General features: G+C 66.7%; 15 protein-coding genes. 10 read left to right on the top strand and 5 right to left on the bottom strand.

Annotated elements, in window-relative coordinates; translation table 11 throughout:
• Positions 1 to 59: 59 nt before the first annotated feature.
• Positions 60 to 2,840 (bottom strand): M14 family zinc carboxypeptidase, encoded by a 2,781-nt coding sequence (locus SM753_RS16650; protein ID WP_323192477.1) that lies wholly within the window; start codon positions 2,838 to 2,840, stop codon positions 60 to 62.
• A gap of 107 nt (positions 2,841 to 2,947) precedes the next feature.
• Here SM753_RS16650 and SM753_RS16645 point away from each other — a divergent pair, with 107 nt between their 5' ends.
• From SM753_RS16645 to tpiA, 9 genes are all read left to right on the top strand, one after another.
• Positions 2,948 to 3,679: a fumarylacetoacetate hydrolase family protein gene (locus SM753_RS16645; protein WP_323192476.1), complete on the top strand. Its 732-nt coding sequence runs from the start codon at positions 2,948 to 2,950 to the stop codon at positions 3,677 to 3,679.
• A gap of 99 nt (positions 3,680 to 3,778) precedes the next feature.
• Positions 3,779 to 4,318, top strand: a complete 540-nt coding sequence (locus SM753_RS16640; protein ID WP_138797366.1) for a gluconate 2-dehydrogenase subunit 3 family protein — start codon at positions 3,779 to 3,781, stop codon at positions 4,316 to 4,318.
• Positions 4,315 to 5,910 (top strand): GMC family oxidoreductase, encoded by a 1,596-nt coding sequence (locus SM753_RS16635; protein WP_138797365.1) that lies wholly within the window; start codon positions 4,315 to 4,317, stop codon positions 5,908 to 5,910. Before SM753_RS16640 ends, SM753_RS16635 begins: the two co-directional genes overlap by 4 nt.
• Positions 5,911 to 6,232: 322 nt before the next feature.
• On the top strand, positions 6,233 to 7,495 hold the full coding sequence (gene hflX / locus SM753_RS16630; protein ID WP_323192475.1) for a GTPase HflX: 1,263 nt from the start codon (positions 6,233 to 6,235) through the stop codon (positions 7,493 to 7,495).
• Between the two features lie 59 nt (positions 7,496 to 7,554).
• Positions 7,555 to 8,676, top strand: a complete 1,122-nt coding sequence (gene hisC, locus SM753_RS16625) for a histidinol-phosphate transaminase (RefSeq protein ID WP_323192474.1) — start codon at positions 7,555 to 7,557, stop codon at positions 8,674 to 8,676.
• Entirely contained in the window at positions 8,673 to 9,179 is a 507-nt protein-coding gene (locus tag SM753_RS16620) for an adenylate kinase family protein (protein WP_323192473.1), read from the top strand. The genes hisC and SM753_RS16620 overlap by 4 nt, the downstream gene beginning before the upstream one ends.
• On the top strand, positions 9,176 to 9,784 hold the full coding sequence (locus SM753_RS16615; protein WP_135535308.1) for a CDP-alcohol phosphatidyltransferase family protein: 609 nt from the start codon (positions 9,176 to 9,178) through the stop codon (positions 9,782 to 9,784). Before SM753_RS16620 ends, SM753_RS16615 begins: the two co-directional genes overlap by 4 nt.
• A 42-nt stretch (positions 9,785 to 9,826) precedes the next feature.
• Positions 9,827 to 10,375 carry a multiprotein bridging factor aMBF1 gene (locus SM753_RS16610; protein WP_323192472.1) on the top strand — a complete coding sequence of 183 codons (549 nt, stop codon included), beginning with the start codon at positions 9,827 to 9,829 and terminating at the stop codon, positions 10,373 to 10,375.
• Positions 10,376 to 10,506: 131 nt separating this feature from the next.
• Positions 10,507 to 11,151, top strand: a complete 645-nt coding sequence (tpiA, locus tag SM753_RS16605) for a triose-phosphate isomerase (RefSeq protein WP_135535310.1) — start codon at positions 10,507 to 10,509, stop codon at positions 11,149 to 11,151.
• 132 nt (positions 11,152 to 11,283) lie between these two features.
• Here the strand turns inward: tpiA and SM753_RS16600 are convergent, their stop codons facing one another.
• Together SM753_RS16600 and SM753_RS16595 are read right to left on the bottom strand one after the other, a co-directional pair.
• A complete protein-coding gene (locus SM753_RS16600; protein ID WP_323192471.1) occupies positions 11,284 to 11,715 on the bottom strand; it encodes a hypothetical protein in 432 nt (143 codons plus the stop codon).
• Between the two features lie 305 nt (positions 11,716 to 12,020).
• Positions 12,021 to 12,320, bottom strand: a complete 300-nt coding sequence (locus SM753_RS16595; RefSeq protein ID WP_135535312.1) for a PadR family transcriptional regulator — start codon at positions 12,318 to 12,320, stop codon at positions 12,021 to 12,023.
• A gap of 212 nt (positions 12,321 to 12,532) precedes the next feature.
• Here SM753_RS16595 and SM753_RS16590 point away from each other — a divergent pair, with 212 nt between their 5' ends.
• Positions 12,533 to 13,138 carry a toll/interleukin-1 receptor domain-containing protein gene (locus SM753_RS16590; protein ID WP_323192470.1) on the top strand — a complete coding sequence of 202 codons (606 nt, stop codon included), beginning with the start codon at positions 12,533 to 12,535 and terminating at the stop codon, positions 13,136 to 13,138.
• A 7-nt stretch (positions 13,139 to 13,145) separates the two neighbouring features.
• Here SM753_RS16590 and SM753_RS16585 read toward each other — a convergent pair whose 3' ends face one another.
• Both SM753_RS16585 and SM753_RS16580 read right to left on the bottom strand, forming a co-directional pair.
• Positions 13,146 to 13,502 carry a J domain-containing protein gene (locus SM753_RS16585; protein WP_323192469.1) on the bottom strand — a complete coding sequence of 119 codons (357 nt, stop codon included), beginning with the start codon at positions 13,500 to 13,502 and terminating at the stop codon, positions 13,146 to 13,148.
• A gap of 84 nt (positions 13,503 to 13,586) precedes the next feature.
• Positions 13,587 to 13,838 carry a hypothetical protein gene (locus SM753_RS16580; protein ID WP_323192468.1) on the bottom strand — a complete coding sequence of 84 codons (252 nt, stop codon included), beginning with the start codon at positions 13,836 to 13,838 and terminating at the stop codon, positions 13,587 to 13,589.
• Positions 13,839 to 13,872: the final 34 nt, after the last annotated feature.

Here is a 13,872-nt window from a genome sequence, read left to right as displayed (position 1 = left end):
TTAACGGTTCCGTTCCGGAGTCGCCAGCGGCGGGCGATTTTGGTGGTGATTCACACGGATCACGATCCGTCCGCCCAGGGCGGGTCGTGTCCGACCGCGTTGGCGAGAAGCGTCGTCCCCAGCGTAGTCACCGCGTAGTCGTGGACGCCGAAGGGATGGAGGTTCTCCTGCGTGGCGGGCGGCAGGAGCGACCCGACGAAGTGGATAGCTCCGTCACCCAGCGATCCCACGGTCGCGGTGGAGCCGTGTTCCGCCGCTACTGTTCCCCCCGCTTCCTCCACGGCATCGGCGCTGACGCCGTGTAACGGAACCTGACCCTCAACGGCGTACCCGAGCGACGGCGACGTCCAGAGTTCCTGCTGGACATCCCGGACGCCGTCGAGGAGCGGGTGGTCGTCGTACTTCCAGCCGACGAGCGAGAGCGGGTTCGTCAGCGTGGTAACGTCGTCCGACGATATCCCGTCGACCGCCGCGATGTCGAGGCCGCCGAGCAGTCGCGTTCCGGCGTCGGTGACGAGTAGCGTTCCGCCGGCGTCGACGTAGGAGCCCAGTGCGTCGACGTAGCTCTCGTCCGCGGCGTCGTCGTGGATCACGACCAGCGAGTCGACCGCGGGGTCACCGCCGTCGACCAGAGCGCCGTCCCGAACGTTGTCGGGGGTGAGCGCCGTCGTCTCGCCGCCGTCAAGCACCGACTCGTACACCTCGAAGAACTCGAACGGCGTCGCCTCGTACGGGCGCTGTCGGTAGCCGAGAGCCTGCTCGGGGTCGGGCGGACTGCCGTCGGTGACGACACCGGTGGCCCGAACTCGCGTCGCGCCGCCGGGGTCCTCGTCGCCGGTCGCCAGCCTGACCGCCCACTCGCCGCCCGAGGGGTCGGAAACGACCCAGCGTTCGCCGGCGAGCGACGCCGTGCTGTCGGCGAATCGGACGACATCGCCCTCCGGACCGACGAGTCGGGCGGCCGGCGCGCTACCGCCCGTCGCCGAGATATCGACGGACACAGACCGGGCGGCCGAGGGCAGGTCGAACGCCAGCGTCTCGGCGTCGCCGGAGTCGAGGGACGCGGTTTCCCGTCGCTCGACGAGTTCGGTTTCGGCCGCTTTCGACCCGCTCGCCGTTGCCCCGTCCCTCTCGGTCGTCATCTCCCCGGCCGTTTCGTGGGGCAGATCGGCGGAACGGCGGACGAGCGACGGGGACGTGACGTATCCCGTCGTCGTGTCGTTGCCCCGGACCGCTCGGTCAGGGGAGGAGACGGCGTGGCGGGCGGTGGACTCGATGACGCGCCGGTAGGCCGCGACCTGAAGGTCGACTATCTCGGGATGGTACGTGATCACTCTGTTCAGGCGATTGTCGAACGTCATCTCGAACGATATCGTCGTCGCATCGAGACCGCCCATCTCAAGGGGGTGTCCGGCCCAGGTCGACAGTCCGCCGGTGGTCGTGTAGTCGATGGTGTCGGCGATAGTGCCGTACTCGTAGGCCCGTTCCGGAACGGTGGAGGGACCGCGCGCTCCCGCGGCTACGTCTTCGAGCGTGTCGCGTCGCTCCTCGATGAGCGGACCGATGGACTCCGAGAGTACGTCGTCGACGCGTTCGTTCAGCGCCCGCAGGTCGGCGAGTTCCGCGGGGGACTGCTCGCCATTCATCACCAGTCCCTTCACGAACGCTTCCGACCCGTACATCCCGTGTAAGTCCACGAAGTACGACAGGTCGTACGCGCGGAGCCGTTCCGCGACGGAAAGCGAGTCCGGGACCGTCTCCAGGTACTCCTCGGTCACGTCCCGGTCGACGGCGAGCCGGTCGCGGCCGGGATGGGTTCCGGCCGAAGCCGATCCGGCGTCGGTTATCCCTCCGGTACCGTCCCCGTCGTCGCGCAGATCGATCCCGTTCGGTTCGGCGGGGTGGTGTTGCGGGTCGACGTAGCCGACTGTGGGATACTGTCGGTTTGGGTCGACGCCGGTTCCGGTCTGTCGCATGAACGTGTCGAACGGATCGGCCCCGCTCTGTAAATTCGACCAGGGCGACCGCGTAACCCACCCGTCGGGGTTGGGGAAGAGAAACAGGAGCGCGACATCGTCCAGCAGGCGGCCGAGGTCGTCGTCGTCGCCGGCCAGCACGTCCTCTATCAGTCGTAGCGCGGCCTCCGCGCCGGAGCGTTCGTCGCCGTGGATCGAGCAGACGAACGCGATGGTTTCCCTGTCGGGGAACGAGTCACCGTCGCGGACGCCGTTCGTCAACTCGGCGATCCGGACGGGACGCGCTCGAACCTGGGCGTCGAGTTCGTCGTCGACGCCGGGGGAGCGACCGACCGTTCGGACTCGCAGTCGGTCGGAGTTGCGGTGTTCGAGCAGGTCCAGGCCGTCGACGGCCTGGTCGTAACTGATGAAATCCCGGCTGTCGCTCGCCGCGGGAAAGATCCCGTCGGGATACTCGCCGAGGACCCAGAACGGGTTCGACCCGCGGACGTACCGCATCGACTTCACACCGTCGACGGTCCGGATTTCGTCGATATCGCCCGGGGAGAGGTCGGCGTGTGCCGCGACCGGGCCGTCCGTGAGCGTTCGAAACGCCGCGTCGACTTCGGTGACGGTTGCCAGCGCGGACACGTCGTCGAGTTCGATCAGCGTCGGAATCGTCGTGTTCTCGCCCGCGACCTCGTACGCGTACGCGAGACTGTTCGATATCGTCGGTTCGTCTGCCGCTACCGCCGATTCGTCCGCGGCCGTCTCACTCGCCGCGGTGGAGGGGACCAGCGAGAGAGCGGCGCTCGTCGCCGTCGCACCGAGGAACGCCCGTCGATCCAGGCTGTCGAACGGTGGTCGGGGAGGGTCTCTGTCCATACGATAGAGTGGTTCCGACGCCGCGGATGATAGTTTTTCTCCCTCTCGATGGAAACGTAGCTACGCCTTCCGCAAACACTTACCCCTCGTCGCACGACTGACGAAACATGAAACGGGTTCGATTCCGCGATCCTGCCGGGGCAGTTCGAACTGGCGAGTGGACAGCCAACGGCGTCGTTTTCGGCGGACAGACGTACGACTTCGACGAGGTAGACGTGTTACCCCCATCGGAACCGTCGAAGATAGTGTGCGTGGGCCGCAACTACGCCCGACACGCCGAAGAACGGGGCGAAGACCTGCCAGACCGCCCGCTTCTCTTTCTCAAGCCGCCGAACGCACTCGCCGGTCACGGGGACACCGTCACGCTCCCTGCCGGGAAAGACAGTATCGAACACGAGGCGGAACTCGCCGTCGTGATCGGCGAACAGTGTCGCAACGTCGCCGAAGACGACGCGATGGACGTGGTCGCAGGCTACACCTGTCTGAACGACGTCTCGAACCGCGACGACCAGCGTCGGGAGCAAAACTGGGTGCGCGGGAAGGCGTTCGACGGGGCCGCGCCGGTGGGCCCCGTTCTGGCGACGCCGGACGAGGTGCCCGACGACGCCAGCGTCGAACTCCGGGTCAACGGCGAGACGCGCCAGGACTCCGCGCTCGACCGGCAGATATTCTCGGTGCCCGAACTCGTCGCCGAGATCACGACGTACATGACGCTTGAACCCGGCGACGTGATCGCAACCGGGACGCCCGAAGGCGTCGGCCCGCTCACCGACGGCGACAGCGTGGCGGTCGAGATAGAGGGGGTCGGAACGCTAGAACACAGCGTCCGGCAACCGTAAGCCGCCGGGACTGTCCATTCTTCCGCCCACACTGTCGTCGCCGCGCCCGACAGCAAAACGACAAGGCATAAGTTTTAGGTTTGCCTAACTCGCCTGAAAATGGAGCTTACACGACGCGACGCCCTCGCCGCGCTCGGCTCCGGGGGTGTCGTCGCGGGGGTCGGCGTTGCGGGGCTTCACCGGTCGCTCTCGGAGTTACCCGACGACGGACGCGACCTGACGCCGGAGCGAGAACGTGACCTATTGGTCGCAGTCGCGCGGATCGTCTACCCCTCCGAACTCGACGGCGTCAGTGAGTTCGTCGAAACGTACGTCGCGGGACGCGCCGCGGACCGGGACGGATACAGGGAGTCCGTCCGGGCCGCGCTCGTAACGCTCGACGAGCGCGCGCGAACGTGGCGCGACGCCGAGTTCCTCTCGCTGGACGGCGCGGAGCGCGAGGCGCACCTCCGTGAACTCGGCGTCGACGCGGCGGACCCGGACCCGACCGGGACCGACGCCGAACGGATCCGTTACTTCGTCGTGAACGAACTGTTGTACGCGCTGTACACCTCCCCGACAGGGGGCGAACTCGTCGGGATCGAGAACCCGCAGGGCCATCCCGGCGGCACCGACACGTACCGACGAGGGCCGCGATGAGCGGCGACCGCACGCCCTCGGACCGCGCCGACGTCTGCGTAGTGGGAGCAGGGCCGGCCGGTGCGCTTGTCGCACATCAGTTAGGAAAACGCGGGTACGACGTTGTCGTCCTCGAAGCAGGCGAACGGTTCGACCCGGCCGACCGCGAGGAGCGCATGGAGCGGTCGATCCGGCCCGGACACGGACCGCTCGACGTCTGGGAGATGGGCGGCGACCGCGACGCGTACTCGTCGTCCGGCGGAATTGAGTACCCGCTGAACAGCGCACGCGTGAAAGGTGTCGGCGGATCGACGCTGCACTGGCAGGGGATGGTCATGCGCCTCCACGAGATCGATTTCGAACTGGCGTCGCGGACGGGCGTCGGCGACGACTGGCCGATCGCGTACGACGACCTGCGACCGTACTACGCCGCCGCGGAGTCGGAACTGGGCGTCGCGGGCGCTGCCGACAACCCCTTCGCGCCACCGCGCGAGGAGCCGTTCCCGATGCCCGCGTTCCGTCCCTCCTACAGCGATTCGCTGTTCGCCGAGGCCTGCGACGATCTGGGGATCGCGATGCACTCCGTGCCGAACGCTCGGAACTCGGAGCCGTACGACGACCGCGGAGAGTGCGTCGGGTTCGGCACCTGCAAGCCGGTCTGTCCCTCTGGCGCGAAATACAGTGCCGACGTCCACGTCCGGAAGGCCGAAAACGAAGGCGTCCGGGTCGTCGACCGCGCCCCGGTCCAGCGTCTCGTCCACGACGCCGCCGGCGACAGCGTCGAGTCTGCCGTCTACGCCACGCCCGACGGCCGGGAACACACCCAGGAGGCCAGGGCGTTCGTCCTCGCTGCGGGCGGCGTCGAGATACCCCGACTGCTCCTGCTCTCGGCCTCTGAGCGATATCCAGACGGCCTCGCCAACTCCAGCGGCCTCGTCGGCCGGTGTTTCATGGACCACCTCTTCGCCGGGATGGGCGGGACGCTGGACGAACCGACGCGACAGAACCACGTCGGCTTCATCACCAGCGAGTCCCACCAGTTCTACGACGAGGCCGACGAGGACGTCGGTCCGTTCAAACTGGAGTTTCTCAACTACGCCGGCCCCTCGCCGGTCGAAATGGCGCTCTCGGGCGACGAGTGGGGAGACGACCTGCTCGATACCCTGCGGGACGGCTACGGGGGTCACGTCGCCATGGGAGCGCTGGCCGGCCAACGACCGCGCGAACGGAACCGCGTGACGCTCGACCCGTCCGTCACCGACGACCACGGCAACCCGGTACCGGAGATCCAGTGGTCGCTTGACGACCGAACGAGAAACACCCTCCGCCGCGCCAACGAGATCCAGCGCGACGTGCTCACCGAACTCGGCGTCGACATCGAGTGGTCGGTCGGCCCCGAAAACACCGGTCCCGCGTTTCACCACATGGGCACGACGCGGATGGGGACGGACCCCGCGGAGAGCGTCGTGAACCCCGAACTCCGGACCCACGACCTCGGCAATCTCTGGGTCCCGTCCAGCAGCGTCTTCGTCACCAGCGGCGCGATGAACCCGACGCTCACCATCGCCGCACTGGCGCTCAAAGCGGCCGACCACGTCGACGAGGCGCTCTGAACGAGCCACCGGCGAGGCGTCGCAACTACGTCACCGACGAATCACCACGACCACGCCATACAGTACCATGCCCACCCAAGAGCTTTGACCCCGTTCGTCGTTCGTACGACTACGCCGATGCTCATCAGTCTCCGTTTCTGACCGTCGCACGGCTTACGCCCGCGAGCGGCCGTTGCGGGTCCGTGTGACGGTTCCGTCTGTCATCCCCAGCGACTGCACCGACGTGGGAATCGTTCGCCACCGACGTGGAAGCCGTTCTTACTGTCAGCGCCGCGGGGTTGCTGTACCGCTTTCGAAGCGACACGGACACACAAACCACAGAATGACACGACAAGCCGTACTCGCGAAACGCGTAGACGACGGACCGGCGGAGACGACGGAAATCCGGGGGCTCGCGGAAGCCGCAGGATACGACGTTGTCGGGGAGATAACGCAACGACGGGCCGAGGACGCCGGCACCTGTTTCGGCGGCGGGAAAGTAGATGAACTAGCCCGTCTGGTGGCGGAAACGAGCGCCAAGGCGGTCGTCGTCGACAACGACCTGTCTCCGAAACAGTCGACGGCACTGGTCGACGCCTGTCCGGACGGCACCCGGGTCGCGGACCGACACCGGGTCGTTCTCGACATCTTCGCCGAGCGGGCAGCGACCCGTCGCGCGAAGTTGCAGGTCGAACTGGCGTCGCTGGAGTACGAACTCCCCCGCATCGAGGAGGAGGGCGATCCCCATCTGATGACCCTCGCCGCGGAGAAGGGGACCCGCCTCAACGACGTCCGTTCCAGGATCGACCGGGTGAAGCGAGCGCTGGACGACATCGCCGACGACCACGCGAAACGGCGGTCCGAGCGCCACGACCGCGGGTTCTCGCTGGTCGCCATCGCCGGCTACACGAACGCCGGCAAGTCGACACTGTTGCACCGACTGGCCGACGACCTCTCCGTCGACGCCGTCGACCCGGCGCACGACGATCTGGACGCGACGGCGTCGGTCGAGAACCGACTGTTCGAAACGCTACAGACGACTACCCGCCGGGGGACTCTCGACGGCCGCCGGGCCTTGCTCACCGACACTGTCGGCCTCATCGACGACCTCCCGCACGACCTCGTCGAATCGTTCCACGGAACGTTATCGGAGACGTACCACGCCGACGCGGTCGTCCTCGTCGTCGACGCCAGCGCACCGATAGACGCGTTCCGCGACCGCGTCGACACCTGCCGGCGCGTCCTCGACGGGAACGTCGACGGGACGGTCGTCCCGGCGCTGAACAAGGTCGATATCGCGGACGACGACGCCCTCGATGACCGGCGGGACGTGCTCGCCGACCGCTGGAGCGACCCTGTCGCCATCAGCGCCCTCGAAGGGTCGGGGATCGACGACCTAGCCTCGACGGTCGCGGCCGAACTTCCCGCGGTGCGATGTGAACTCACCGTCCCGAACTGCGACGACGCGATGAGCCTGGTCTCCTGGCTGTACGACCGCACTAGCGTCGAGACGGTCGACTACGCGAGCGACGAGGTCTCCGTCGCGTTCACCGGCCGCCCGGAAATCGTTTCGCTGGCCCGGGGGCGAGCGGACGAGCTTCGATAACGGCCGGCCTCTGCACCGTCTTGAGCAACCTTAAGACCCGTCACGCACTTGCCTCGTTTATGCAACCACGCGACCTGTCGGACCACGTCCCGTACGAGGCGGGGCGCGGAATCGAGGAAGTCGCTCGCGAACTCGGTGCGGACCCGGGCACCCTCACAAAGCTCGCATCGAACGAGAACCCGCTCGGCCCGAGTCCGGCCGCCAGCGAGGCCATTCGCGAGGCGGCCGACAGCGCCAGCACCTACCCGACGGCGGCCCACACTGACCTGACGGCGGCCGTCGCGGACGCCTGGTCCGTCGCCGACGAACAGATATGGCTCGGAAACGGCGGCGACGGAGCGCTCGACTACCTCTCTCGCGCGATGCTCGACCCAGGCGACGAAGTTCTGGTGCCGGCCCCCGGGTTCTCCTACTACGGGATGAGTGCCCGGTATCACCACGGCGAGGTGACCGAGTACGCCCTCTCCGCCGACGACGGGTTCGCGATGGACGCCGACGCCGTCCTCGACGCCTACGACGGCGAGCGGATCGTCTACGTCAACTCGCCGCACAACCCGACCGGACGGGTGATGACCCTCGACGAGATAGAGCGCGTCGCCCGAGAGACCGGCGACGAGACGCTCGTCGTCGTCGACGAAGCGTACGGCGAGTACGCCGACGCTCCCTCCGCAGTCTCGCTGGTGGGCGGGGACGCGAGCAAACCCGCCGGCCTCTCGGACGCGACCGAGACCCGGGAGACGCGCGACGACGTAGCCGTCGTTCGGACGTTCTCGAAGGCGTACGGCCTCGCCGGCGTTCGCCTGGGCTACGCCGTCGTTCCCGAGGCGTGGGCCGACGCGTACGCTCGCGTCAATACGCCGTTCGCCGCGAGCGAGGTCGCTTGCCGCGCCGGCCTCGCCGCGATGGACGACCGCGACCACGTAGAGCAGTCCCTCGAAACCGCAACGTGGGCGCGCGAGTACATGCAGGATCACATCGAGGCGCAGGTCCTCCCGAGCGCTGGGAACTTCGTCCTCGCGAACGTGGGCGACGGGACGGAGGTGTACGAACAGCTCAAACGCCGCGGCGTCATCGTCCGCGACGTGTCCAGTTACGGCCTCCCCGAGTGGGTCCGCATCACCTGCGGCGACCGGGAGCAGACTCGAACGGCCGTCGCCGAACTGAACGAGGTTCTCGGATGAGAGTCGCCGTGACCGGGACGCCCGGAACGGGCAAGACCACCGCTACGGACCGCCTCGATGCGGACCTCGACGTGGTTCACCTGAACGAGGTCGTCCGCGAGGAGGGGCTGTACGACGAGGTCGACGAGGAACGAGACAGCGTCGTCGCGGATCTGGACTCCGTCGCGGAGCGGGTAAGCGACCGCGACGAGGTCGTACTCGACTCCCACCTCTCGCACCACCTCAACGTGGACCGCGTCGTCGTGTTGCGCTGTCATCCCGAAGCGCTCGAACGCCGCCTCCGAGAGCGCGGCGAGACAGACGCGAAAGCCGAGGAGAACGCCGAAAGCGAGGCGCTCGACGTTATTCTCGCGGAGGCCGTCGACGCCCACGGCCCCGAGAACGTGTACGAAATAGACACGACTGACCGCGACCCGGACGCGGTGGCCCGGGATATCTCGGCCGCCATCGCGGGAGAGCGCGAACCGAGCGCGGGAACCGTCTCCTTCATCGAGTACCTATGACGCTCGACCAGCTCCGTCCCTACGTGAGTCGCCTGATCGGCCCTTGGGTGAGCGCGGCCGACCGCCTCGGGCTCACTCCGAACGGCGTGAGCGCCGTTGCCGGTCTCGTCGCGGGTGCCGCCGGCGCCGCCTACTTCCTCGCCGGCACCGACCCCGTCTGGTACGTCGTGGGGTCGACGCTAGTCGTGCTGAACGGCTGGTTCGACGTGATCGACGGCGCGCTGGCCCGTGAGCAAGGCGTCGATTCGAAGGCCGGCGACCTCCTCGACCACGTCCTCGACCGGTACGCCGACATCGTGATAATCGCCGGCATCGCGGCGGGGGTGGAGCGTTACGCGCTCGGTCTCGCCGCCGTCACCGGCGTCCTCATGACATCGTACCTCGGAACGCAGGCGCAAGCGGTCGGTCTCGACCGGTTGTACGCGGGTCTGGTCGGCCGCGCCGACCGGCTCGTGATCATCGCCGCCGTCGGCTTCGTCGCCTACTTCGTCGACGCGACGGCGTACGGGCTCTCTATCGCTGGCTGGTTGCTCGCCTTTCTCGCGGTCGTTGGACACCTCACCGCGGGGCAGCGTTTTTTCGAGGCCTGGGGGCGACTCTCCTGACCCAGCGCATCATTTATACCCTGCCGCGCTAAATCTGTGACCATGGTTCAGTGCGAGATGTGCGGCGCCGAGACATCGTCGCCGAAGAAGGTGAAAGTCGAAGGCGCCGAACTGGACGTCTGCGGAGACTGCGCTGACTTCGGGACCGAAGTCAAGCAACAGTCGTCGTCCGGCGAGACGTCGACGAAATACTCAACGGGTTCGTCGAACGGGTCGAGCACGTCGAGCTCTGCGTCCGGCGGCTCCAGCACGACAAGTTCGACCGCGTCGTCCGGCGGTTCCAGAAACCGCTCCGACATGTTCGACGACATGGACGAACTCGCGCAGGATTACGACGAGATCATCCGCCGTGCCCGCGAGGAAGAGGGGCTCTCCCAGGCGGACCTGGCGGACGAACTCAACGAGAAGGCGAGTCTCATCCGGAAACTCGAACGCGGAGATACGCTCCCGAGCGACGACGTCCAGACCAAACTCGAACGGTTCCTCGACGTCAATCTGAGCGGCGGTGCCGGCGGCGAAGACACCGAGTGGGAAGGCGGTTCCTCGTCCGGCGAGTACACGCTCGGCGACGTCGTCAAGCGCAAGGACTGAGCGGGCCGAACCCAGTTATTCTCCGTTTCGAATGGATCGGCTGGTGACGAGAGACGACTGACCGCGGTGCTTGCCGGATATCTCGTCGCTCTCGCGTAATCTATTTGGAGCCCCGGACCACCTCTCGTGGTATGTTCGTTCTCGTCAATCTGAAGGCGTACCCGTGTGACCCAGTCGCCGTCGCGAGCGCCGCGGCCGACGTCGACGACGACACGGACGCTAACGTCGCTATCGCACCGCAGGCAGCCCACCTCTCCGCCGTCGCCGAGACGGGAGTCGAGACATGGGCACAGCACGTCAGTCCCGTCGAACACGGCAGTCACACCGGGAGCGCGCTCGCGGAGGCAGCGGCCGACGCCGGCGCGACCGGGACGCTGCTCAACCACTCGGAGAACCGTCTGAAACTCGCTGACATCGACGGCTCGCTCGACGCGGCGGAGCGGGCGGACTTCGACACCGTGGTCTGTGCGAACAACGCGGAACAGGTGGCCGCCGCGGCCGCCCTCGGTCCGGACGCCGTCGCGGTCGAACCCCCGGAACTCATCGGCACCGGAACGCCCGTCAGCAAGGCCGACCCTGATATCGTTCGGGACGCCGTCGACGCGGCCGCTGCCGTCGACGAGAGCGTCGACGTCTACTGCGGGGCGGGCATCAGCACCGGCGAGGACCTCGTCGCCGCGCGCGAACTCGGAGCAGACGGCGTCTTGCTTGCGAGCGGCGTCGCGAAGGCCGACGACCCCGCAGCGGCGCTCGCCGATCTGGTCGACCCGCTCTGAGCGACCCCCTATTCCTAACACGTCCCGGCCGCAACTCGACGTATGTCCGATTCCGCCGAGCGTCCGTTCGAGGAGCGACTCGAAGACAAACTGATGGGCGTGGGCGCGTACCTCGCTGATTTCGCAGAAACGTCAGATGGCGTCGAGATCGAGTACGAGACCGTCAGCCCCGGAGACGGCGTACCCCATCGGCAAGTTGGGCAGGTCCTCCAGACGCTGTGGGACGTGCGCGGCGAGGACGCCGACCCCGTCACCGTCAGGGCGACCGTCACCGACGACGAGGGCAACCGGCGGGGCCGGTGGCGCGCCGAGGCGGAGTGGGTCGCGGCGCTCGGCGACGACATGACACAGACGGAGTTCTCCCAGCGAGTGCTCGACACTATCGAGGAACCGTAGCGTCGCGGTGAGCGTCTCAGCGTTCTCCTTTCGCAGGACCATCCCGATGTCGTCTTCCAGTTTCTCCTCGACCGAGCTATTCAAGTCGGCGTCGTCGGCGGTATCGACCGCGGCCCGGACAGTCGCGTCGTGGACCGACAGAAGCGCCTCGAACTCCGCGTCTGTCACGTCGTGTGTCCCCGAACTGACACCAGATTCGTCGGGCGACGGCGACGTAGTAGGCCTCGCTGTCAGCGAACAGGAGAGTCCTCCCGAAGCGTCTTCCGGCACTCGTACACGAGTTCGTCCACACCGGGAACGTTGCGCATTCCCGACTGGTGGCGCTCGATCACCGTTCGCAATCGGTCCGGCGAACCCCGGCGCTGGCGACTATGTCGTTCTCGAAAATCCCTTGGCAGTCGCTCATGGTCACCCGTAGGTTCGGGACGAACTCGTATCTACTGTTCGCCCTCTCCCCTCGGTTGTGATGGTCTCTACGTTATCGTCGCGGACTCGGAGTCGGTTTCGAGATACTGCTCTTCCCACTCGCGGCGCGCCTCTATCTCGCGTTTCCCGCGTTGGGTCAGCGCGTAGTAGTTGGTGCGCCTGTCGAGTTCCCCTTTCTCGACGAGCCCCTTGTCGACGAGGGTGTCGAGGTTCGGATACAATCGACCGTGGTGGATCTCCGTCTCGTAGTACTTCTCTAGTTCTTCCTTGATCGCGAGGCCGTGTGGGTCGTCGAGACCGGCGATTACCGTGAGCAAGTCTCGCTGGAACCCTGTTAGATCGTGCATCGTTCCCCCCATCACACTGTAACATCAGAGTCGGCATAAACGTATGGGGGTCCCCCCGTACTTGCTATCTCATGGAAACGACGCTCACCAGACTGCGGACAGGATCGTAAACGGCGCTCGCCGGATCGCTTCACGGCGGTGGCTAATCGCATCGTGCGGTCGAGGTATGATACCTGAAAACAATTAAGACCCGACCGGGAGAGGGAGGTGACATGGGTGACGAGAGTGTGTTCGTCTCGCACGCGCCGGGGGATTCGGAGACGGTCGAACGACTGTTCAGGTCGGTCCGGAACTTCCCGTTCGGCGTCCACGTCGCCGCGAACGAACTCGGCGGCGTGGTGAGCAGAGAGAGTCTCAAAAGTCGGATCGACGACAGCGACATCGTCGTCGCCGTGATGACGGAGTCTGCCGCCACTGACCCCTGGGTGAACCAGGAGGTCGGATACGCCGTCGCGCGGGGCGTGCCGGTTCTGCCGGTGTACGAACGGCACGACGACCTCGGCGGATATCTCGCCGACGTGGACGGAGTCGAACTCGACGACGACGAGATGGACGAGACGGTGTTTCGACTGGTGAGTAACCTCCGCGGGGAGCTGACTCCCCTCGGCTCTCTCGACACGCCGAAGTGGTACGTCCGGTTTGACTGCACGGTCGAGGAGTGCGGTGATCCGGTGACGCTGCCGATAACCGACCAGCAGCGGGAACTGTGGCGGCTCCACGACCACGGACGGACGATCCACACCGACTGCGGAGAGTGCGGCGGGCGGTATCACTTCGACCCGGCTACGTTGGGGTTTCTCAAACGAGAAGGCCCGTAGCGCCGGCTCAGTCGGTGAGCCGGTCGTAAGCCCGTTTGACGGATTTGAACTCCGCCCGACTGCCGTCCTCGCGGTCCGGATGGGCCGCCTTGACACGTTCCAGATACGCCTGTCGGATCGCCTCCTCGTCGGCGTTCCCGGTGATTTCGAGCACCGCGTACGCCTCCGAGCGCCGCATTCGGACAGACCTGACCACGCCGTCGGCGAGTCCCTCGTCCTTGCAGTCCGGGCAGAACCGTTGCGTGCGTCCGTCGACGGTTTCGACCCGGTATAGCTCCACGGTGAACGACTCCCGGCACTGGTCACAGCTGTTCCGGCTGACAGCCGTTTCGTCGTTCGCCCCCGACGAGTTCCCGTTCGTCACGTCGGATCCGCCGGTCGAGGAACTCCCGGTGCGACTGGTTCGGTCGCCGCCCCGTCCGGGAACGTGGCGCTCGCAGTCCGCACATCAGAGTACTGACGTGCCGTCGGACAGCGTCACATCGGACAGCGCGGAGAGCCGGTGCTCGGTTCCACACCCGTCGCAGGCCCGGCGTCGCTGGTCGAGTTCGGACTGCTTTTCGGCCGCCTCCTCGGCGTACTCCCGACACTCCGGACAACAGACTGCAGTGTGACCGTCGGGCATAGTGACGGAGTACAGGTCGTCGAGCGGGAGGGTTCGACCGCATCCGTCACAGCCCCGTCTGTCGGTCACGGCCATCGTGTAGGGTTGGTATCTCCTCGTATATATGTTT

The sequence above is a fragment of the Halostella sp. PRR32 genome (assembly GCF_034808085.1).
GTDB lineage: Archaea > Halobacteriota > Halobacteria > Halobacteriales > Natronoarchaeaceae > Halostella > Halostella pelagica.
Note: the sequence above shows the minus strand (reverse complement) of the source record. Positions and strands in the feature narration are given on the sequence as shown.

Excerpts from the sequence above, each read along its gene's own strand:
- SM753_RS16590 (WP_323192470.1), top strand. The coding sequence starts at position 12,533 with ATGGGTGACGAGAGTGTGTTCGTCTCGCACGCGCCGGGGGATTCGGAG.
- SM753_RS16610 (WP_323192472.1), top strand. The coding sequence starts at position 9,827 with ATGGTTCAGTGCGAGATGTGCGGCGCCGAGACATCGTCGCCGAAGAAG.
- SM753_RS16595 (WP_135535312.1), bottom strand. The coding sequence starts at position 12,320 with ATGCACGATCTAACAGGGTTCCAGCGAGACTTGCTCACGGTAATCGCC.
- tpiA (WP_135535310.1), top strand. The coding sequence starts at position 10,507 with ATGTTCGTTCTCGTCAATCTGAAGGCGTACCCGTGTGACCCAGTCGCC.
- SM753_RS16580 (WP_323192468.1), bottom strand. The coding sequence starts at position 13,838 with ATGGCCGTGACCGACAGACGGGGCTGTGACGGATGCGGTCGAACCCTC.
- SM753_RS16620 (WP_323192473.1), top strand. The coding sequence starts at position 8,673 with ATGAGAGTCGCCGTGACCGGGACGCCCGGAACGGGCAAGACCACCGCT.
- SM753_RS16645 (WP_323192476.1), top strand. The coding sequence starts at position 2,948 with ATGAAACGGGTTCGATTCCGCGATCCTGCCGGGGCAGTTCGAACTGGC.
- SM753_RS16635 (WP_138797365.1), top strand. The coding sequence starts at position 4,315 with ATGAGCGGCGACCGCACGCCCTCGGACCGCGCCGACGTCTGCGTAGTG.
- hisC (WP_323192474.1), top strand. The coding sequence starts at position 7,555 with ATGCAACCACGCGACCTGTCGGACCACGTCCCGTACGAGGCGGGGCGC.
- SM753_RS16640 (WP_138797366.1), top strand. The coding sequence starts at position 3,779 with ATGGAGCTTACACGACGCGACGCCCTCGCCGCGCTCGGCTCCGGGGGT.
- SM753_RS16650 (WP_323192477.1), bottom strand. The coding sequence starts at position 2,840 with ATGGACAGAGACCCTCCCCGACCACCGTTCGACAGCCTGGATCGACGG.
- SM753_RS16615 (WP_135535308.1), top strand. The coding sequence starts at position 9,176 with ATGACGCTCGACCAGCTCCGTCCCTACGTGAGTCGCCTGATCGGCCCT.
- hflX (WP_323192475.1), top strand. The coding sequence starts at position 6,233 with ATGACACGACAAGCCGTACTCGCGAAACGCGTAGACGACGGACCGGCG.